Consider the following 15,546-nt stretch of genomic DNA (forward strand, 5'->3'; position numbering starts at 1 on the left):
CCGGGCTCGCGCGGGAGTTCGGGGCGGGCAGGATGCCCGCCGGCGCGCGGACTGGCTTTGCCGAGTCTTGGTGTTGGTGTGCTGGTTTGGGCAGCAGCCGGGTATGTGCAGCCCCGCCCGGGGCAGCACGGGGCAGTCAGCGCCGTGGCGGCCCTGGGCGCGCAGTGGATCACTGGCCCCGGCGCCGATGGCGGGAGCTTTGCGACGGGGCGGGTGCCTGGTTGCTGCTGTGCGCGGCGTGTCTGCGCCGATCCAGGCTGTCGATGCGCTGCTGCGGGCACGCATGCCGATACTGCGCCACGGCCATGGCGGCGGGTCAATGGCCATGCGCCCGGCAATCGCGGACGCGGCAATGGCTCAGCAGCGGTCCTGCTTTTCCGGGTGCTCGGCCGGCAGCGGCAGCGTGCACTGGCCCTGGTCCGGGTCGGCCTGCGGCGGCAGCGGGCGCTTGTCGATCATCAGCGACAGTGCGGCCTTGGCCATCAGGTGGGCACTGACCGGGGCGGTGATGAACAGGAACACGGTGATCAGCAGCTCGCGCGGCTGCGGGTCCTCGCCCAGCACCAGGTGGTAGCCCACCGAGGCGGCAAGGATGCAGCCCACGCCCAGGGTGGAGGCCTTGGTCGGGGCATGCAGGCGGCGGAAGAAATCGTCCAGCTTCACCAGGCCGAAGGCACCGATGACGATGAAGAAGGTGCCGAACAGCAGCACCCCGGACAGCAGGATCTTGAACAGGTCTTCGTAGTTCATTCGACGATATCCCGGCGCAGCACGTACTTGGACAGCACCACGGTGGAGCAGAAACCGAGCATGGCGATCACCAGTGCCGCCTCGAAGTAGATCGGCGAATCCAGGTGCATGCCGAACAGCATCAGCAGGGCAATGGCGGTGACCGACAGGGTGTCCAGGGCGAGGATGCGGTCGGGCACGGTGGGCCCGCGCAGCAGCCGCCACAGGGCCAGCAGCATGGCCACGCCGACGCCATGCATGCAGACCACGATGGTGGTCTCGATGATCAGGTTGGCATTCATGGGAACAGCTCCATCAACGGTTGTTCGTAGCGGTGCTTGATCTCGGCCACCATCGCCGCCTCGTCCTCGATGTGCAGCACGTGGATCAGCAGGTGGCGACGGTCATTGGACAGGGCCACCGAGACCGTGCCCGGGGTCAGGGTGATCATGCTGGTCAGCGCGGCGATGCCGTGGATGTTGTTGATCTGCAGCGGCATCCAGATGAAGCCGGAATTGAGCCGCTCTTCCTTGCCCAGCACCTGGCGGGCCACGCGCAGGTTGGAGACCAGGATGTCCCACAGGGTCACCGCCAGCAGCTTGGGGATCACCCGCAGCTTGCCGATGCGGGCGAACTCGCGGTCGATGCGCGCGGCAAACAGCGGAATCACCAGGCCGAGCAGGGCACCGAACAGGAACTGGCCGGTGCTGAAGCTGTCGGCCAGCATCAGCCAGAAGGCCAGGATGGTCAGCGACAGGGTCCAGGACGGGAAGGCCCGCCGCAGCAGGGAAGGACGTCTCATGGGCGGCGGATCTCCAGCTCGGTGGTGGGGACCTGCTCGATGTACTGCGTCGGTTGCAGCAGCTGTCCGGCGATGGCGCCGGTGTGGCGCATCAGCGGGCCGGCCGCCACGGTCATGCCCACCACCAGCAGCAGCAACAGCACGGTGGCCACGGTCTCGGTCGGTCGCGCCGGCGCGGCGGCCGGGTTGGGATGCGGCACATGGTCATCATCACCGGGCACGCGCCAGAACAGGCGGATGCCGGCGCGGGTGATGCCGATGATCACCAGCAGGCTGCTGCCCAGGATGGTGGCCCAGATGACGGCGCTCCACTGCGGCGGCACCGCCGCCAGCAGGGCGGCCTTGGCCAGGAAGCCGGACAGCGGCGGCAGGCCGGCAATGGCCACCGCGGCCACCAGGAACAGCAGGCTGGGAATGGACTTGCCCGGCAGCGGGGCAATCACGTCCTTGTGGTCGCTGGCGCCACCGCGGCGGCGGCGGATCAGGTCGGCGACCAGGAACAGGGCGGCGGCCACGAAGGTGGAATGCGGCAGGTAGTACAGGCCGGCGGCGATGGTGCCGGGGCTGCCCAGGGCAAAGGCGATGAACAGGGTCGATGCCGACAGCACCACCAGGTAGGAGATCATCATGCGCAGGCGGGTGGAGCCAAGCACGCCGAAGGCGGCAATGATCACGGTGATGATGCCCGCCCACAGCAGCACGTCCTGGGCAAAGCCGGCAAACGCACCGGCGCCCTCGCCGAACCACAGGCTGGAGATGCGCAGCACCGCGTACAGGCCGACCTTGGTCATGATCGCAAACAGCGCGGCCACCGCCGCCGGAGCGCGGGTGTAGGCCTCGGGCAGCCACAGGTACATCGGCCCCAGCGCGGCCTTGGCGCAGAACACCAGCAGCAGCAGGCCCAGGGCACTGCCGGCCAGGGCCTGGTGGTCGGCCGGCAGGGCGGCAATGCGCGGGCCCAGTTCGGCCATGTTGAGCGAGCCGAGCACCGCATACAGCAGGCCCAGGGCGATCAGGAACAGGGTCGAGGCGGTGACGTTGAACACCACGTAGTGCAGGCCGATGCGCATGCGCAGGCCGCGCCCGCCGGACAGCAGCAGGCCGTAGGAGGCGATCAGCATCACCTCGAAGAACACGAACAGGTTGAAGATGTCGCCGGTCAGGAAGGCACCGTTGATGCCGGCCAGCTGGAACTGGAACAGGGCATGGAAGTGCGGCGCCCGGCGGTCCCAGCCGGCACAGGCATGCAGCAGGCAGCAGGCCGCCAGCAACAGGGTGGTGAGCAGCATCCAGCTGGACAGCCGGTCGGCCACCAGGGCGATGCCCAGGCGTGCCGGCCAGTCGCCCAGCAGGTAGGCGCTGATGCTGCCATCGGCGGTGCTGGCGGCCAGCAGGGCCACGGCAATGGCCAGCGCGGCCATCGAGGCCCAGGCCACCGAGCGCTGTACCACCGGCCCGTAGCGACGGTGTTCGACGAACAGCGATACCGCACCGCCAATGACCGGCAGCAGGATCGGCAGGATCGGCAGGTGGTTCATGCCTGCTCCTCCGCATCGCTGACCGCACGGTTGCGCGGGCTGGGCGCGTCCGGCTCGTGTGCATCGACATGGTCGGAGTGGTTGTCGGCGCGGCTGCGCATGGCCAGCACGATCGACACCGCGGTCATCGCAAAGGCGATCACGATGGCGGTCAGCACCAGGGCCTGCGGCAGCGGGTCGGTGTAGTTGTTGGCTGTGCTTTCCAGACCGTCACGCAGGACCGGGGCCTTGCCCGAGACCAGGCGGCCACCGGCAAAGATCAGCAGGTTGGTGGCGTAGGACAGGAAGGTCATGCCGAGGATGACGTCAAAGCTGCGCGCGCGCAGGCACAGGTAGATACCGATCGCGCCGAGCACGCCGATCGCGCTTGCCAGGGCCAGTTCCATCAGTGCATCTCCCCGGTGCGCGCCGAACGGCGGTTGACATCGATTTGCCCGTGACGGGCGATATGGGTACGCGAGGGCTTGATCGTGCCCATCATCGACAGGATCAGCATCACCCCGCCAAACACCACCAGGTAGACGCCGGTGTCAAAGCCCATGGCGCTGGCCAGCGGCACATGGCCGATCAGCGGCAGGTCCAGGTCGGCATGGCCGGAGGTCAGGAACGGCACCCCGAACAGCATCGAGGCCATGCCCGAGACGATGGCCACCAGAAGACCGACACCGATCAGGCGCACATAGTCAAAGCCGAAGCGCGATTCCACCGAGGCGGTGCCCTGGATCACGTACTGGATCAGCAGCGGCACGGCCAGGATCAGGCCGGCGATGAAGCCGCCACCCGGGGCGTTGTGGCCACGCAGGAAGATGAAGATGGATACCGTCAGGGTCAGCGGGAACATGATCTGGGCCAGGTCGGCCGGTACCGGCAGCTGCAGCGGCGGGCCGGGCATGATCTGCTCCGGGGCCATGCGGCTGCGCCGCAGCATGGCGTGCACCACCAGCGCGGCAATGCCGAACACGGTGATCTCGCCGAAGGTATCAAAGCCGCGGAAGTCCACCAGGATGACGTTGACCACGTTGCTGCCATAGGCCTCGGGCAGGGCGCGGGCGAGCATCTCGCCAGAGATGGTGTTGGGCGGCAAGGTCATCGCGGTATAGGCCAGGGCGGCCATGCCGGCACCACCGGCAATGGCGATCACCGCGTCGCGGCGGATCTTCCAGCGCGAGCGCTCGCCCGGCGAGGTGGCCGGCAGGTAGTTCATGCCCAGCAGCATCAGCACCAGGGTGACCATTTCCACCATCAGCTGGGTCAGGGCCAGATCCGGTGCGGACAGGAACACGAACACCATGCTCACCATCAGCCCGGTGCCGCCGATCACCAGCACGGCCAGCAGGCGCTGGCGGTACAGGAACAGGCCGGCCACCGCGCAGGCCATCATCACCACCCACAGCAGCCAGCCCAGCAGGGGCAGCGGCTGCGGTGCCGGCCAGGTCGGCCGCACCACGTTCTCGCCCACCCAAGGGGCAGCGCCCACGCAGATGGCGACCACGAACAGGGCGCCGAGCATGCGCTGCAGGCTGCCGTTGGCCAGCCACTGGGTGCTGCGGTTGGTGGCGGTGAACAGGGCCAGCAGCAGGCGGTCAAAGGCCGCCTTGCCCTGCGAGCGCGGGGTGCTGCGGTAGACCGCGGCGAGCTTGCGCACGCCCAGATACAGGGCGATGCCGCCGGCAATGCCACCCAGGCTGATCAGCAGCGGGGTGTTGATGCCGTGCCACAGGGCCAGGTGGTAGTCCGGCTGGGCCGCGCCGAGGATCGCGCCGGCGGCGGTATGCAGGGTCGGGCCGGCGATCAGGGCCGGGGCGATGCCCACGGCCAGGCACAGGGCCACCAGGATAGCGACCGGGATCCACATCCCGGCCGGCGGGTCGTGCGGATGGCCGTCCACCTCGCGCGGGCCCTTGCCGAAGAAGGTTTCCCAGACCATGCGCAGGCTGTAGGCGGCGCCGAGCAGGCCGGCCAGTGCGGCGGCGGCGATCAGGGCGTTGCGGAAGCCGGCCGGGCCGGGGGCCACCAGCACTTCGGCCAGCAGCATTTCCTTGGACAAAAAGCCGTTGAGCAGGGGGAAGCCGGCCATGGCCAGGCTGCCGACCACGGTCAGCAGCGCGGTCACCGGCATCAGTGCTTTGAGCCCGCCGAGGCGGCGCAGGTCGCGGGTGTGGGTTTCGTGGTCAACGATGCCGGCGGCCATGAACAGCGAGGCCTTGAAGGTGGCGTGGTTGAGGATGTGGAACACACCGGCCACCACCGCCATCGGCGCGGACAGGCCGAACAGCAGGGTGATCAGGCCCAGATGGGAGATGGTGGAATAGGCCAGAACGCCCTTCAGGTCATGCTGCAGCAGCGCATTGACCGCGCCGATCAGCAGGGTGGTGGCGCCGACCGAGCACACCACATAGGTGAACAGGTCGGTGCCGGCCAGGGCCGGGTGCAGGCGGGCAAGCAGGAACACGCCGGCTTTGACCATGGTGGCCGAGTGCAGGTAGGCCGAGACCGGGGTCGGCGCGGCCATCGCATGCGGCAGCCAGAAGTGGAACGGGAACTGCGCGCTCTTGGTGAAGATGCCGATCAGCACCAGGGCCAGGGCGTAGGGATACAGGGCGCTGGCGCGGATCACATCGCCGGCGGCCAGCACCGCATCCAGGTCATAGCTGCCGACAATGCGGCCGATCAACAGCACGCCGCCGAGCAGGGCCAGGCCGCCGCCGCCGGTGATGATCAAGGCCATGCGCGCGCCCTCGCGGGCATCCTTGCGGTGTGACCAGAAGCCGATCAGCAGGAACGAGCTGATCGAGGTCAGCTCCCACAGCACCATCAGCAGCAGCAGGTTGCCGGAGATCACCATGCCCAGCATGGCGCCCATGAACAGCATCAGGTAGCAGAAAAAGCGCTGTGCGCTGTCCTCCGGGGCCAGGTAATGGCGGCCGTACTGCACCACCAGCGCGCCGATGCCCAGCACCAGCCCGGCGAACATCCAGGCCAGGCCATCCATGCGCAGGGTGATGTGCAGCCCCAGCGACTCGACCCAGGGATAACTGATCTTGTGCACCGCGCCGTCGAACACCCCGGGGGTGAGCAGGGACAGGATGCCCAGGCCGATGACCGGTGCCGACAAGGCCAGCCAGCCTGCCTGGTTGCGTGACAGGCGCGGCGTCACCGCCAGGGCGGTGGCGGCGAGGAAGGGGAGGATCAACAGCAGCAAGAGCATGGACGGCATGCAGGGAGTACGTCATTCCGCTGGCAGGCCGGCCAGTCTAACAGCCTGTTTTTACACGAAGACAGTGTTTTTTTAATGGATTATTCAGCTTTGTCGGTAGCAGCGGCCGGGCGGCGTACCAGCAGGGTGTCGGTCTGCGCCTGTGCCAGCAGACGCTGTGCATCGCTGCCCAGCAGCAGGTGCGACAGGGTGCTGCGGCCATGGGTGCCGATCACCACCAGGTCGCTGTCGTGGTCACGCGCGTAGCGGCTGACCACCCGTGCTGGCTCGCCGTCATCGCTGACCAGCTGCGTGCGCTGGCGCAGCGCATCGTCGATCCGGCAGCCGGCCAGGAAGCTGCGGCCGTCCTGTTCGGCCTGACGCCGGGCCTGCTCTTCCAGCTGTGTGTACGGGGTCGTGAGCAGGCCGGCCCGGGGCAGTTCCAGGGCGTGCACCAGGCTCAGCTGCAGCGGTTCGCCGAACAGTTCCAGCGCGGTGTGCAGGGCATGCTGGCAGTGCGCCGAGTGGTCGTTGGCCAGCACCATGCTGCGGTAGGCCTGGTGGGCGCGGTTGCGCACCAGCAGCACCGGGACCTCGCTGTGCCGGGCCAGCCAGGTCACGGTGGAGCCCAGCCGCGGCTGTTCGAAGATGGCATCGCGGGCCAGCCCGGTGATGACCAGGCCGCAGCCTGTTTCCTGCGCGACCCGGGCAATGGCCGGGCCCACCGCGCCCTGCTCCAGGCGCAGGCTCACCTCCACCCCGGCGGCCAGCTCGCCCAGATCACGTTGCAGGCGGCGCTGGGCGTACTGCAGCGGGCCCAGCGAAGGGCCCCAGTCGGCCTGGCCGAACAGCTCCTCGCTCAGCTCGTGCTGTTCCAGCGGCGGCAGCACGCTGACCACCACCAGTTGCGCCTGCCAGCGCCGGGCCAGGTCCAGGGCGCGTTCCAGGGCACGGTCACAGCGGGCACCCAGGTCAGTGGCCAGCAGCAGGCTGCGGGGCATCTGCGGCGGAGCGATGGGCATGGGGGCATCCTGCGGGCATGAACAGGATGCCAGTCTATCGGTTGGTCAGCGGGTATGCTCTGCAGATGCCAATGACAGCTGAAAATCCGCCGCGAACTGCCTTGGTGTTTGGTGCCAGCGGACAAATTGGTACCGAGCTGGTGACACGCCTGGTACGCGATGGCTGGCATGTCCACGCCGTGTCACGTCAGCAGCGCTCTTCGCCAGCCGGTGTGCACTGGTTGCAGGGCAGTCTGGGCGAGCCACCGGCATTGCCGGCGGTTGTCGATGTGGTCTTCAGTTGCGGCCCGCTGGATGCATTTTCGCAGTGGTATGCTCACGCCGCGCTGCAGTGTCCTCGGGTCATTGCCTTCAGTTCGACCAGTGTCATGGTCAAGCAGGATTCGCAGGATCCTTTCGAGCGTGACCTGGCCGCCCGTCTGGCTGCCGGGGAGCAGGCGGTGCTGACACGTGCCTTGACCGTGCAGACTGCTGCGACATTGTTGCGTCCGACCCTGGTCTGGGGGGCGGGCATGGACCGCAGCTTGAGCCGCATTGCCGCACTGGCAGGGCGCTGGGGACTGTTTGTGTTGCCCAACAGTGCACGCGGCAAGCGCCAGCCGGTACATGTATCGGATCTGGCGTCAGCAGCGATGGCGGTGATTGATTGCCCGACCAGCCATGGCCAGGTCTACGCACTGGGGGGCGGCCAGGTGTTGAGCTATCAGCAGATGGTACGGCAGGTGCTGGCCGCATTGCCGGGCCAGCCTCGGCTGTGGTGCGTACCGGGTGCATTTTTCAGCCTGTTGGTCCGTGTTGCTGCGGCCAGCGGAAAAATGGCTGGTTTCGGTCCAGCCATGCAGGCACGCATGCAGCAGGACCTGGTGTTCGACATCGGCCCGGCGCAACGTGATTTCGGCTACGCGCCGCGCGGGTTTGCCCCGAATCCTGCCGAGCTGGGCATGGATCAGTAAGCCCAGCCGAGCTTGCGGTAGGCCTTGGCCAGGACCCAGACCGGTCCAACCAGCAGGTACACCAGGTCGGTCAGGAAGCTCGGGCGTTTGCCCTCGATATGGTGGCCGATGAACTGGGCAATCCAGGCGATCACGAACACGCCCAGGGCCAGTTTCCACAGGATGTGCAGCCCCAGCTGCTGCTCGATCACGCGGCAGCTCATGGCGGCCAGGAAGAAGGCGGCCAGCATGCCGTAGCCCAGGCTGCGTGATTGCCGGTTGTACCAGCACCAGGCCGCGAACATGGCCACTGCGGCCCAGACGCCGGGCTTGAACCAGGTGATCAGCGGCGGCACGCACCACAGCAGGGCAATCACCGACCAGGCAATGGCCGGCACGGCAATCACATGGATGGCCTGGTTGGTGGCGTTGCGATGGTCGCCGTTGTAGCTGGCAAACAGCTGTGCCAGACGTGCAGACAGGGTGGGTGACATGGTGGCCTCCGCCGGTGTTGCCGAGGAGGGTAACGGGATTGCAGCAGACAGGCCACGCTGCAGGGCAGCGTGGCCTGTGGCCGTGATCAGGCGGACAGGGTGGCGGCCTGGCTTTGGCTGCGCTGCTGTTCGCGCTCCTGGTTCAGGGCCAGCAGCTGCTGGTTGCTGGCTTCCAGCGAGGGCGGATTGGCTGCCAGGTCAACACTGGCACGGAAACCGGCGGTGGTGCCGATCACGTGGGCCATGTTGCCGTTGACGTGCACCTGCTGGACCTTTTCGGCGCTGTCGATGCCGGCCTTGATCGCACAGGTGGTGGCCTGGCCGATCTTCTCCAGGGACAGCCCGTCAGGCATGCAGCCCTTGAGCTTCTGGAACAGCGGCATGTCCTGCAGGGATGCAGCCGGTGCCGGGGTGGCCTGCTGCGGGGCTTTTTGCAGGGCATTTTCCAGCGCCTGACGGGTCAACGGCCCGACCACGCCATCGGCCTTGAGCCCATTGGCCTTCTGGAAGGCCTCCAGCGCCTGCTCGGTGTTGTTGCCGAACTTGCCATCCGTGGCCAGCGCACGGCCACGGCCATCGGTGAAGCCCAGTTGGTTGAGCTGGGATTGCAGGGTCTGTACGGCATTGCCCTGGTTGCCTTCGCGCAAGAGCGTGGTGGCCGGCTCGCGGCCGCTGACCGGGGCCTGGCTGCCATGCACCGGCTCGCGTACCTGGAAGGATTCCTTCGGGCGCAGTGCACCGACGATGTCCATGGTCTTGCCGTCCCAGTAGCCACCAGGACGGATGGTGACCTCGTCCGGGCCGGTACTGACCTGCGAACCCAGGTACTTGATGTTGCCGTTCTGGTCGTAGCCGGAGAACACGCCGATATGCTGGCCGCTGCCGCTGCGTGACTTGAACAGGATCAGGTCACCGGGTTGCAGGTCACCGTTGGGCTTGCGTGCATCACCGGCGGCAATGGTGTCGAAGTTCTGCTTGGCAAAGGCGGTCGGGTTGTTGCCCACGAACAACGAATGGGTGGTGAAGTTGGCCGCACTGTCACCGGGAACGGCGAAGCCGGCGTTTTTCAGCCCACGCCAGACGAAGGCCGAGCAGTCCACACCAAAGCGGCCATCGCCATCGCTGTCGCGCTCCAGGCGGCTGCGGTCATTGCCGGCCTTGAGCTGCACATCCGGGCGGCCGTATTCGTACTGCCGGCCGGATTCGAAGAAATGCTTGCGGGTTTCGTTGAGCAGGTCATTGCCGGGCGTGGTGGCGGCCGGGCTGCCGGTGCCGGGCGCGGGGATGGCCGGTGCAGCCGGTGCCGGAGTGCCGCGCCCCAGCGAACCTGCCTGCAGGGTGCCCATCAGCTCCGGGGTCAGGCGTGCCTGCCAGCTGTCGAACTTCTGTTCGCGGTCGGCCAGGCCGTTGGGCGGGTTGGCGCCATTGATCGCGGCACCGGCCGTGCGCACATTTTCGCGGGTCTGTGCCGGCACGTTCTGCTGCCAGTACCACACGGCAATGCGTGCCGCATTTTCAGGCTCGGCAGCCAGGTCCGGGTTCTTGACCAGGTCCATGCCCAGGGCCTGGCCGGCGGCCTCGTACTGGTTCTTGCCGGTGAGCTGGATATAGCCACGGCCACGGTACTGGTAGCCATCACCGGGCTGGTCATTGCCCATGCGGCCGCCGTACATCAGTTCGGCCAGGGCCTGGGGCTTGCCATCCAGGGCTTCCAGGCGGGCCTCCTCCAGGCTGGCGCGGCCTTCGCGCATGGCCGAGCGCACCACCGAGCTGACCTGCTCGGCACTCTTGGTGTAGCGGAAACTCTCGTTCAGGCGGCTCAGGTTGCCTGATTCGTGGCCGACCTGGGCCATGAAGTTGGCCAGTTCCTTCGGCGAGGTGATACCGGCGTTGTACGCCGTCTGCAGCAGGTGGTTCTGTCTATCGGTTGCCATGGTGACGCTCCTGTGTTTTCAGCAACATGGATGGACCGGTCCTTGTCCGTTGGGGTCTTGCTTCCTACAAGATCAATTCAATTGCTCTTCCAGCTCGGGTGCCGCCGGCAGGCTTGCCGGGTCGAAATCGGCAAAGGACAGTGCGCCGCCCAGTGCGCTGGCTTCCAGCTCCTGGCGCTGGTTCTGTCCGGTCACGGTATCGGTGATTTCCCGGGTCACCGAAGCCAGTTGCCAGCTGTTGCTCTGCGGCTGGTACTGGAACCGGTAATCGCTGGCCCAGCGCTGGCGCGAGCCACCGGAGACCGAGATGGTGAAGTGGCCGGCTTCGATGCGGCTGTAGGCATACGGATCACCCGCCATGCCGCCGCAGCGCTCGCAGGGGACCAGGCGGTCGTTGCGGGCAGCAACCTGCATTTGGCCGCTGCCATCATTGCGCAGCAGCAGCACGCTGCGTGGGCTGCCCTGGCCCAGTTCGGCCTCCGGTGCGGTGGGTGGTGCGGCAACCAGCAGGGCATCGTCCAGGCCCTTGCCGGTGAGATCGCCGCGAACGCTATCAACCAGTGTCATTCCGGCAGGAACAAGCTGGTGGATGTCGTCAGACATCAGTGTGGGCATTACTGCTTCCTTGGCAGAGTCAGTGGCGGTCGGCGCGGCGGTTTGCGTGGCCGCGTCAGGGGCCGCCGGAGTGGAGGGAGTATCGGCAGTACAGGCAGCCAACACGGCGGAGATACTCAGGCTCAGCGCCAGCAGGCGCTTTGACATCGGGGGCATGGCGGGTGTCCTGATCAAAAACAGTGAACAAATGTGAAGGGACGATCGGCGCCTACAACGCCTCATCGTGTACGGCCAGCAGGGTCCAGCAGGGTTGCCGGCCGAAGACATAACGCAGCTGGTTGCCGTTGTCCGGCTCGCGCACGGTGACCTGGCGCTGGTTGCCATCGCCGCTGACCAGAACCTGTTTGCCATACCGCCTGGCGATCACCAGGTTGGGCATTACCGGCCACAGCACATCGGCCAGGGCGACGGTTTCGCTGTACGGGCGGGGTTCGGGCTCGGCGGAAGGGTCAAGCCGATGGACGAGCACCGGATCGGCCGTGGCGCGCTCCTGCACCGCGATGTCTGCGCTGAACTGTTCAAGGAAGGCTTGAAAATCGGTGGTCGGGCAATGGACATCGGCACCGGCAGTGGCTGCGATGACCGGGCCGGCCAGGGTCATGCCGGCCACAAGACACAGTGCTGCAGGGGCAGGTATCAGGCGCATGCGTTGGGGATCCAGAGCGTCGGTGGAAGGCGGTACGCGATCAAAGTGCGCTGGCACCGATGCCGTTGCTGAAAACCTCCAGCGCATCGGCCTTCACCCAGCCGCTGGCGCAGCCCTGGGGTGTGGCCATGGTGCACGCGGCATCGGCTGCGGGGCGGTGTTCGGCGCAGGTGGCATCGTCACGGCAGGCATCCACCTGGGCCGGATCCATGGCCTGTACGTGGTAATACGCCGCGCGCTGGCCCTGGCGGGCAATGGCCTGGATGCAGACAAACTGCTTGTCGGGCAGTGACGCAGCCTGTGCCTGCGCAGCATCGGAGGGGCTCGACAGCTGTGGCACCACGACGGCGCCGCCGGCCTGGAAAACGGCGGCAAAGAAGCCGTCATCGCCGCAACCGGCTTGCAGTTCCACCTCGTAAGCCTGGCCGTTGTCGGCCAGCCCGGCGCTGCAGCCGGTGCTGTCCGGGCCCGGTGCTGTCTGCGGGCAGGTGATGCCGGCGGCGGTCAGTATGCCGGGTGCATCCGGCGGCGACGCTTCCGCGGCTTGCGAAGCCGATGTGGTGGCGGGCATTGGTTCGGCCTGGCCCGTTGCGGTGGGCGGGGTGTCGGCTTGGCAGCCCGCCAGCAGTACGGCCAGCGCGCCGGCTGCAAATGTGTGCGCAAGCGTGGGCATGGAGCATTCCTTGGCAAAGAGGTGCCCATTTTTCCCAGAAAAGGCATTCAGATTCTGTAAGTCTTTGCCCCTGTGTGCCGTATTTGTGCGGCGTGCCACAGTTATTGGGGAAGGCCATAAACAAAAACGCCACGCAATGCCTGCGTGGCGTTTTGTTTTGCTGCAGTGGCCGGGTGGGTCAGTCGATGACGATGCCGGCCAGCTTCTGCAGTGCTTCGGCGTACTTGTCGCGGGTACGCTCGATCACTTGGGCCGGCAGTGCAGGGCCGGGGGCGGTCTTGCCCCAGTCCAGGGTTTCCAGGTAATCACGCACGAACTGCTTGTCGTAGCTGGGCGGGCTGATGCCCACGGCGTATTCATCGGCCGGCCAGTAGCGCGAGGAGTCCGGCGTCAGCATCTCGTCCATGATGTACAGGCGGCCGTCGGCATCGGTGCCGAACTCGAACTTGGTGTCGGCCAGCAGGATGCCGCGCTGTGCAGCGTAGTCGGCGGCGAACTGGTAAATGCGCAGGGTGGCATCGCGTACCTTTTCAGCCAGGTCCGCGCCCACCGCCTTGACCATCGCATCGAAATCGATGTTCTCGTCATGGTCGCCGACGGCGGCCTTGGTCGACGGGGTGAAGATCGGCTCGGGCAGTTTCTGCGCCTGTTCCAGGCCGTCGGGCAGGGCAATGCCGCTGACCTTGCCGGTGCGCTGGTAATCCTTCCAGCCGCTGCCGATCAGGTAGCCGCGGGCGATCGCCTCCACCGGTACCGGCTTGAGCTTCTTGGTCACCACCGCACGCTTGGCGTACAGGGCCGGGTCCACGCCTTCGGGCAGGACATCGGCCACGTTGATCCCGGTCAGGTGGTTGGGCATCAGGTGGGCGGTCTTTTCAAACCAGAAGTTGGACACCTGGCACAGCATCTCGCCCTTGCCCGGAATCGGGTCGGGCAGCACCACGTCGAACGCCGACAGGCGGTCGGTGGCCACGATCAGCAGGTAGTCGCCCGGCGGAGTGCCGGCCGGCAGCCGCTCACGCGGGATATCAAACACATCACGCACCTTGCCGCGATGGCGCAAGGGCAGGCCGGGGAGATCGGATTGCAGCAACGTGGTCGGCACGGGCACTCCTGGAGCTTTATGGCAATGTGATGCCGGCATCCGGGGCCATCGGGGCCCGCGGCGCGGCGGGCGGCCTAGTGTACGACCAGAGCGGGGTGGTGTGCGATAAAATGTGCGCCTTGATCATCCACAACAAGGTGGCGGTGCAATGCGCTGGTACGGGAAGTTGCTTGGAGCGGTGGCCGGTGCCCTGCTGTTTCGCCCCAACCCCCTGTTCGGTGGCCTGATCGGCCTGCTGCTCGGCCATGCCTTTGACGCCAACTGGTTCGGCGTGGGCCGCAATGCGCCCTACCGGGTGCTGGGGGTGGACCCGGCCGCCAGCGACGCCGAGATCGACACCGCCTACCGCCGCCTGATCTCCCAGTACCACCCCGACAAGGTGGCCGGTGCCGCACCGGAACTGCGTGCCGCTGCCGAACACAAGGCCAGCGAGATCAACGCCGCCTACGACCGCATCAAGCAACTGCGCAAGCCGCGCTGAAGGCCATTGCCATGTCCAACTGCATCATTGCCCCCTCCATCCTGTCGGCCAACTTCGCCAAGCTCGGCGAGGAAGTGGACAACGTCATCGCCGCCGGCGCCGACTGGGTCCACTTTGACGTGATGGACAACCACTACGTGCCCAACCTGACCATCGGCCCGATGGTCTGCGAGGCCCTGCGCAAGCACGGGGTCACCGCACCGATCGACGTACACCTGATGGTCGAGCCGGTGGACCGCATCATTCCGGATTTCGCCAAGGCCGGGGCCAGCATCATCAGCTTCCACCCCGAGGCGAGCCGCCATGTCCATCGCAGCGTGCAGCTGATCAAGTCGCACGGTTGCAAGGCCGGCCTGGTGCTCAACCCGGCCACCCCGGTCGACGTACTGGACTGGGTGCTGGACGAGCTGGACCTGGTGCTGTTGATGTCGGTCAACCCGGGCTTCGGCGGCCAGGCCTTCATCCCGTCCACCCTGGACAAGTTGCGGGTGGTCCGCCAGAAGATCGATGCGAGCGGGCGTGACATCCGCCTGGAGGTCGATGGCGGGGTCAAGGCCGACAACATCGCCCAGATTGCCGCTGCCGGCGCCGATGCCTTCGTCGCCGGCTCGGCCATCTTCAATGCGCCCGATTACCGCGCGGTGATCGATGCCATGCGTGCCAATGTGGCCGGCGCCCGTGGCTGAGTGGCAGGCGAGCGCTGTTGATGCCGTGCCGGGCCTGCGGCTGCGCCCGGCAACGGCCGATGACGCTGCGCTGATCCTGCGCTTCATCATCGAACTGGCGGTCTATGAAAAAGAACCCGATGCGGTGGTCACCGACCAGGCCGGTATCGCGGACAGCCTGTTCGGCCCGGGTGCCAGCGCCCGCGCACTGATTGCCGAGCTGGACGGTGAGCCGGTGGGCTATGCGGTGTGGTTTGCCAATTACTCCACCTGGCTGGGCCGCAATGGCCTGTACCTGGAAGACCTCTACGTCACCCCGGCCATGCGCGGCCGCGGCGTGGGCAAGGCCATCCTGCGCCACCTTGCCCAGCTGGCCGTGGCCAGCGGCTGTGGCCGCATGGAGTGGTCGGTGCTGGACTGGAATACCCCGGCCATCGCTTTCTACGAATCGGTCGGCGCGCGGCCGCAAAGCGAGTGGACCGTGTTTCGCCTGACCGGCGATGCATTGGGCACCTTCGCCAGCAGCCGCTGATCGCTGACCTGCCACGGGGAGAGAGCCGTGCCAGGCCTGCGCTGAATAATGGAAGCTGATCCTGCTCCCGTCCGTCATCCCTGCTATGGCCTTCCATTCTCCGCAGCGTTGATGACAGCGGTATGGCAGTGGCCCGATCGGTTTCACTGCCACTGAAGCCGGGCTCTGGCCTGATAGCCGGA

17 protein-coding genes are annotated in these 15,546 nt (G+C 66.8%); 4 read left to right on the plus strand and 13 right to left on the minus strand.

Going from position 1 to position 15,546, the window contains the following annotated elements; genetic code table 11:
- Positions 1-357: 357 nt before the first annotated feature.
- The 7 genes from ABB30_RS09630 to ABB30_RS09660 form a co-directional block, all read right to left on the minus strand.
- On the minus strand, positions 358-750 hold the full coding sequence (locus tag ABB30_RS09630; RefSeq protein WP_057638098.1) for a Na+/H+ antiporter subunit G: 393 nt from the start codon (positions 748-750) through the stop codon (positions 358-360).
- Complete coding sequence (locus ABB30_RS09635; RefSeq protein ID WP_057638099.1) at positions 747-1,031, minus strand: K+/H+ antiporter subunit F; 285 nt, start codon at positions 1,029-1,031, stop codon at positions 747-749. The genes ABB30_RS09630 and ABB30_RS09635 overlap by 4 nt, the downstream gene beginning before the upstream one ends.
- The gene (locus tag ABB30_RS09640) at positions 1,028-1,531 is read right to left on the minus strand and encodes a Na+/H+ antiporter subunit E (protein ID WP_057638100.1); all 504 of its coding nucleotides are present in this window, start codon (positions 1,529-1,531) and stop codon (positions 1,028-1,030) included. Before ABB30_RS09640 ends, ABB30_RS09635 begins: the two co-directional genes overlap by 4 nt.
- The gene (locus tag ABB30_RS09645) at positions 1,528-3,069 is read right to left on the minus strand and encodes a monovalent cation/H+ antiporter subunit D (protein WP_057638101.1); all 1,542 of its coding nucleotides are present in this window, start codon (positions 3,067-3,069) and stop codon (positions 1,528-1,530) included. Before ABB30_RS09645 ends, ABB30_RS09640 begins: the two co-directional genes overlap by 4 nt.
- Positions 3,066-3,455 (minus strand): Na+/H+ antiporter subunit C, encoded by a 390-nt coding sequence (locus tag ABB30_RS09650; RefSeq protein ID WP_057638102.1) that lies wholly within the window; start codon positions 3,453-3,455, stop codon positions 3,066-3,068. Before ABB30_RS09650 ends, ABB30_RS09645 begins: the two co-directional genes overlap by 4 nt.
- Complete coding sequence (locus ABB30_RS09655) at positions 3,455-6,286, minus strand: monovalent cation/H+ antiporter subunit A (protein WP_057638103.1); 2,832 nt, start codon at positions 6,284-6,286, stop codon at positions 3,455-3,457. Before ABB30_RS09655 ends, ABB30_RS09650 begins: the two co-directional genes overlap by 1 nt.
- Positions 6,287-6,366: 80 nt before the next feature.
- Positions 6,367-7,287: a universal stress protein gene (locus ABB30_RS09660; protein WP_057638104.1), complete on the minus strand. Its 921-nt coding sequence runs from the start codon at positions 7,285-7,287 to the stop codon at positions 6,367-6,369.
- A gap of 65 nt (positions 7,288-7,352) precedes the next feature.
- Here ABB30_RS09660 and ABB30_RS09665 point away from each other — a divergent pair, with 65 nt between their 5' ends.
- Complete coding sequence (locus tag ABB30_RS09665; RefSeq protein ID WP_425477394.1) at positions 7,353-8,240, plus strand: NAD-dependent epimerase/dehydratase family protein; 888 nt, start codon at positions 7,353-7,355, stop codon at positions 8,238-8,240.
- Here the strand turns inward: ABB30_RS09665 and ABB30_RS09670 are convergent.
- From ABB30_RS09670 to ABB30_RS09700, 6 genes are all read right to left on the minus strand, one after another.
- Complete coding sequence (locus ABB30_RS09670; protein WP_057638106.1) at positions 8,234-8,713, minus strand: Mpo1 family 2-hydroxy fatty acid dioxygenase; 480 nt, start codon at positions 8,711-8,713, stop codon at positions 8,234-8,236. The genes ABB30_RS09665 and ABB30_RS09670 overlap by 7 nt on opposite strands.
- 86 nt (positions 8,714-8,799) lie before the next feature.
- A complete protein-coding gene (locus tag ABB30_RS09675; RefSeq protein ID WP_057638107.1) occupies positions 8,800-10,647 on the minus strand; it encodes a peptidoglycan-binding protein in 1,848 nt (615 codons plus the stop codon).
- A 72-nt stretch (positions 10,648-10,719) separates the two neighbouring features.
- Positions 10,720-11,214, minus strand: coding sequence for a hypothetical protein (locus ABB30_RS09680; protein ID WP_245626474.1), 495 nt, complete (start codon positions 11,212-11,214; stop codon positions 10,720-10,722).
- A gap of 256 nt (positions 11,215-11,470) precedes the next feature.
- Positions 11,471-11,908, minus strand: a complete 438-nt coding sequence (locus ABB30_RS09690; protein ID WP_083489797.1) for a hypothetical protein — start codon at positions 11,906-11,908, stop codon at positions 11,471-11,473.
- Between the two features lie 40 nt (positions 11,909-11,948).
- On the minus strand, positions 11,949-12,581 hold the full coding sequence (locus ABB30_RS09695) for a hypothetical protein (protein ID WP_057638110.1): 633 nt from the start codon (positions 12,579-12,581) through the stop codon (positions 11,949-11,951).
- A gap of 178 nt (positions 12,582-12,759) precedes the next feature.
- Positions 12,760-13,686, minus strand: coding sequence for a phosphoribosylaminoimidazolesuccinocarboxamide synthase (locus ABB30_RS09700; protein ID WP_057638111.1), 927 nt, complete (start codon positions 13,684-13,686; stop codon positions 12,760-12,762).
- Positions 13,687-13,834: 148 nt separating this feature from the next.
- On the opposite strand from ABB30_RS09700, the gene ABB30_RS09705 reads away from it, so the two are divergent.
- Genes ABB30_RS09705 through ABB30_RS09715 form a run of 3 tightly spaced genes read left to right on the plus strand, consistent with a single transcriptional unit; the run spans position 13,835 to position 15,364 of the window.
- Positions 13,835-14,167: a J domain-containing protein gene (locus ABB30_RS09705; RefSeq protein ID WP_057638112.1), complete on the plus strand. Its 333-nt coding sequence runs from the start codon at positions 13,835-13,837 to the stop codon at positions 14,165-14,167.
- Positions 14,168-14,178: 11 nt separating this feature from the next.
- Entirely contained in the window at positions 14,179-14,853 is a 675-nt protein-coding gene (gene rpe, locus ABB30_RS09710; protein ID WP_057638113.1) for a ribulose-phosphate 3-epimerase, read from the plus strand.
- Positions 14,846-15,364 (plus strand): GNAT family N-acetyltransferase, encoded by a 519-nt coding sequence (locus ABB30_RS09715; protein WP_425477395.1) that lies wholly within the window; start codon positions 14,846-14,848, stop codon positions 15,362-15,364. The genes rpe and ABB30_RS09715 overlap by 8 nt, the downstream gene beginning before the upstream one ends.
- The last annotated feature ends 182 nt before the right edge of the window (positions 15,365-15,546 follow it).

It is taken from the genome of Stenotrophomonas ginsengisoli (assembly GCF_001431485.1).
In the GTDB taxonomy this organism is placed as follows: domain Bacteria; phylum Pseudomonadota; class Gammaproteobacteria; order Xanthomonadales; family Xanthomonadaceae; genus Stenotrophomonas; species Stenotrophomonas ginsengisoli.

Coding starts and splice junctions, on each gene's coding strand:
- ABB30_RS09630 (WP_057638098.1), bottom strand. CDS start 750: ATGAACTACGAAGACCTGTTCAAGATCCTGCTGTCCGGGGTGCTGCTG.
- ABB30_RS09635 (WP_057638099.1), bottom strand. CDS start 1,031: ATGAATGCCAACCTGATCATCGAGACCACCATCGTGGTCTGCATGCAT.
- ABB30_RS09640 (WP_057638100.1), bottom strand. CDS start 1,531: ATGAGACGTCCTTCCCTGCTGCGGCGGGCCTTCCCGTCCTGGACCCTG.
- ABB30_RS09645 (WP_057638101.1), bottom strand. CDS start 3,069: ATGAACCACCTGCCGATCCTGCCGATCCTGCTGCCGGTCATTGGCGGT.
- ABB30_RS09650 (WP_057638102.1), bottom strand. CDS start 3,455: ATGGAACTGGCCCTGGCAAGCGCGATCGGCGTGCTCGGCGCGATCGGT.
- ABB30_RS09655 (WP_057638103.1), bottom strand. CDS start 6,286: ATGCCGTCCATGCTCTTGCTGCTGTTGATCCTCCCCTTCCTCGCCGCC.
- ABB30_RS09660 (WP_057638104.1), bottom strand. CDS start 7,287: ATGCCCATCGCTCCGCCGCAGATGCCCCGCAGCCTGCTGCTGGCCACT.
- ABB30_RS09665 (WP_425477394.1), top strand. CDS start 7,353: ATGCCAATGACAGCTGAAAATCCGCCGCGAACTGCCTTGGTGTTTGGT.
- ABB30_RS09670 (WP_057638106.1), bottom strand. CDS start 8,713: ATGTCACCCACCCTGTCTGCACGTCTGGCACAGCTGTTTGCCAGCTAC.
- ABB30_RS09675 (WP_057638107.1), bottom strand. CDS start 10,647: ATGGCAACCGATAGACAGAACCACCTGCTGCAGACGGCGTACAACGCC.
- ABB30_RS09680 (WP_245626474.1), bottom strand. CDS start 11,214: ATGACACTGGTTGATAGCGTTCGCGGCGATCTCACCGGCAAGGGCCTG.
- ABB30_RS09690 (WP_083489797.1), bottom strand. CDS start 11,908: ATGCGCCTGATACCTGCCCCTGCAGCACTGTGTCTTGTGGCCGGCATG.
- ABB30_RS09695 (WP_057638110.1), bottom strand. CDS start 12,581: ATGCCCACGCTTGCGCACACATTTGCAGCCGGCGCGCTGGCCGTACTG.
- ABB30_RS09705 (WP_057638112.1), top strand. CDS start 13,835: ATGCGCTGGTACGGGAAGTTGCTTGGAGCGGTGGCCGGTGCCCTGCTG.
- rpe (WP_057638113.1), top strand. CDS start 14,179: ATGTCCAACTGCATCATTGCCCCCTCCATCCTGTCGGCCAACTTCGCC.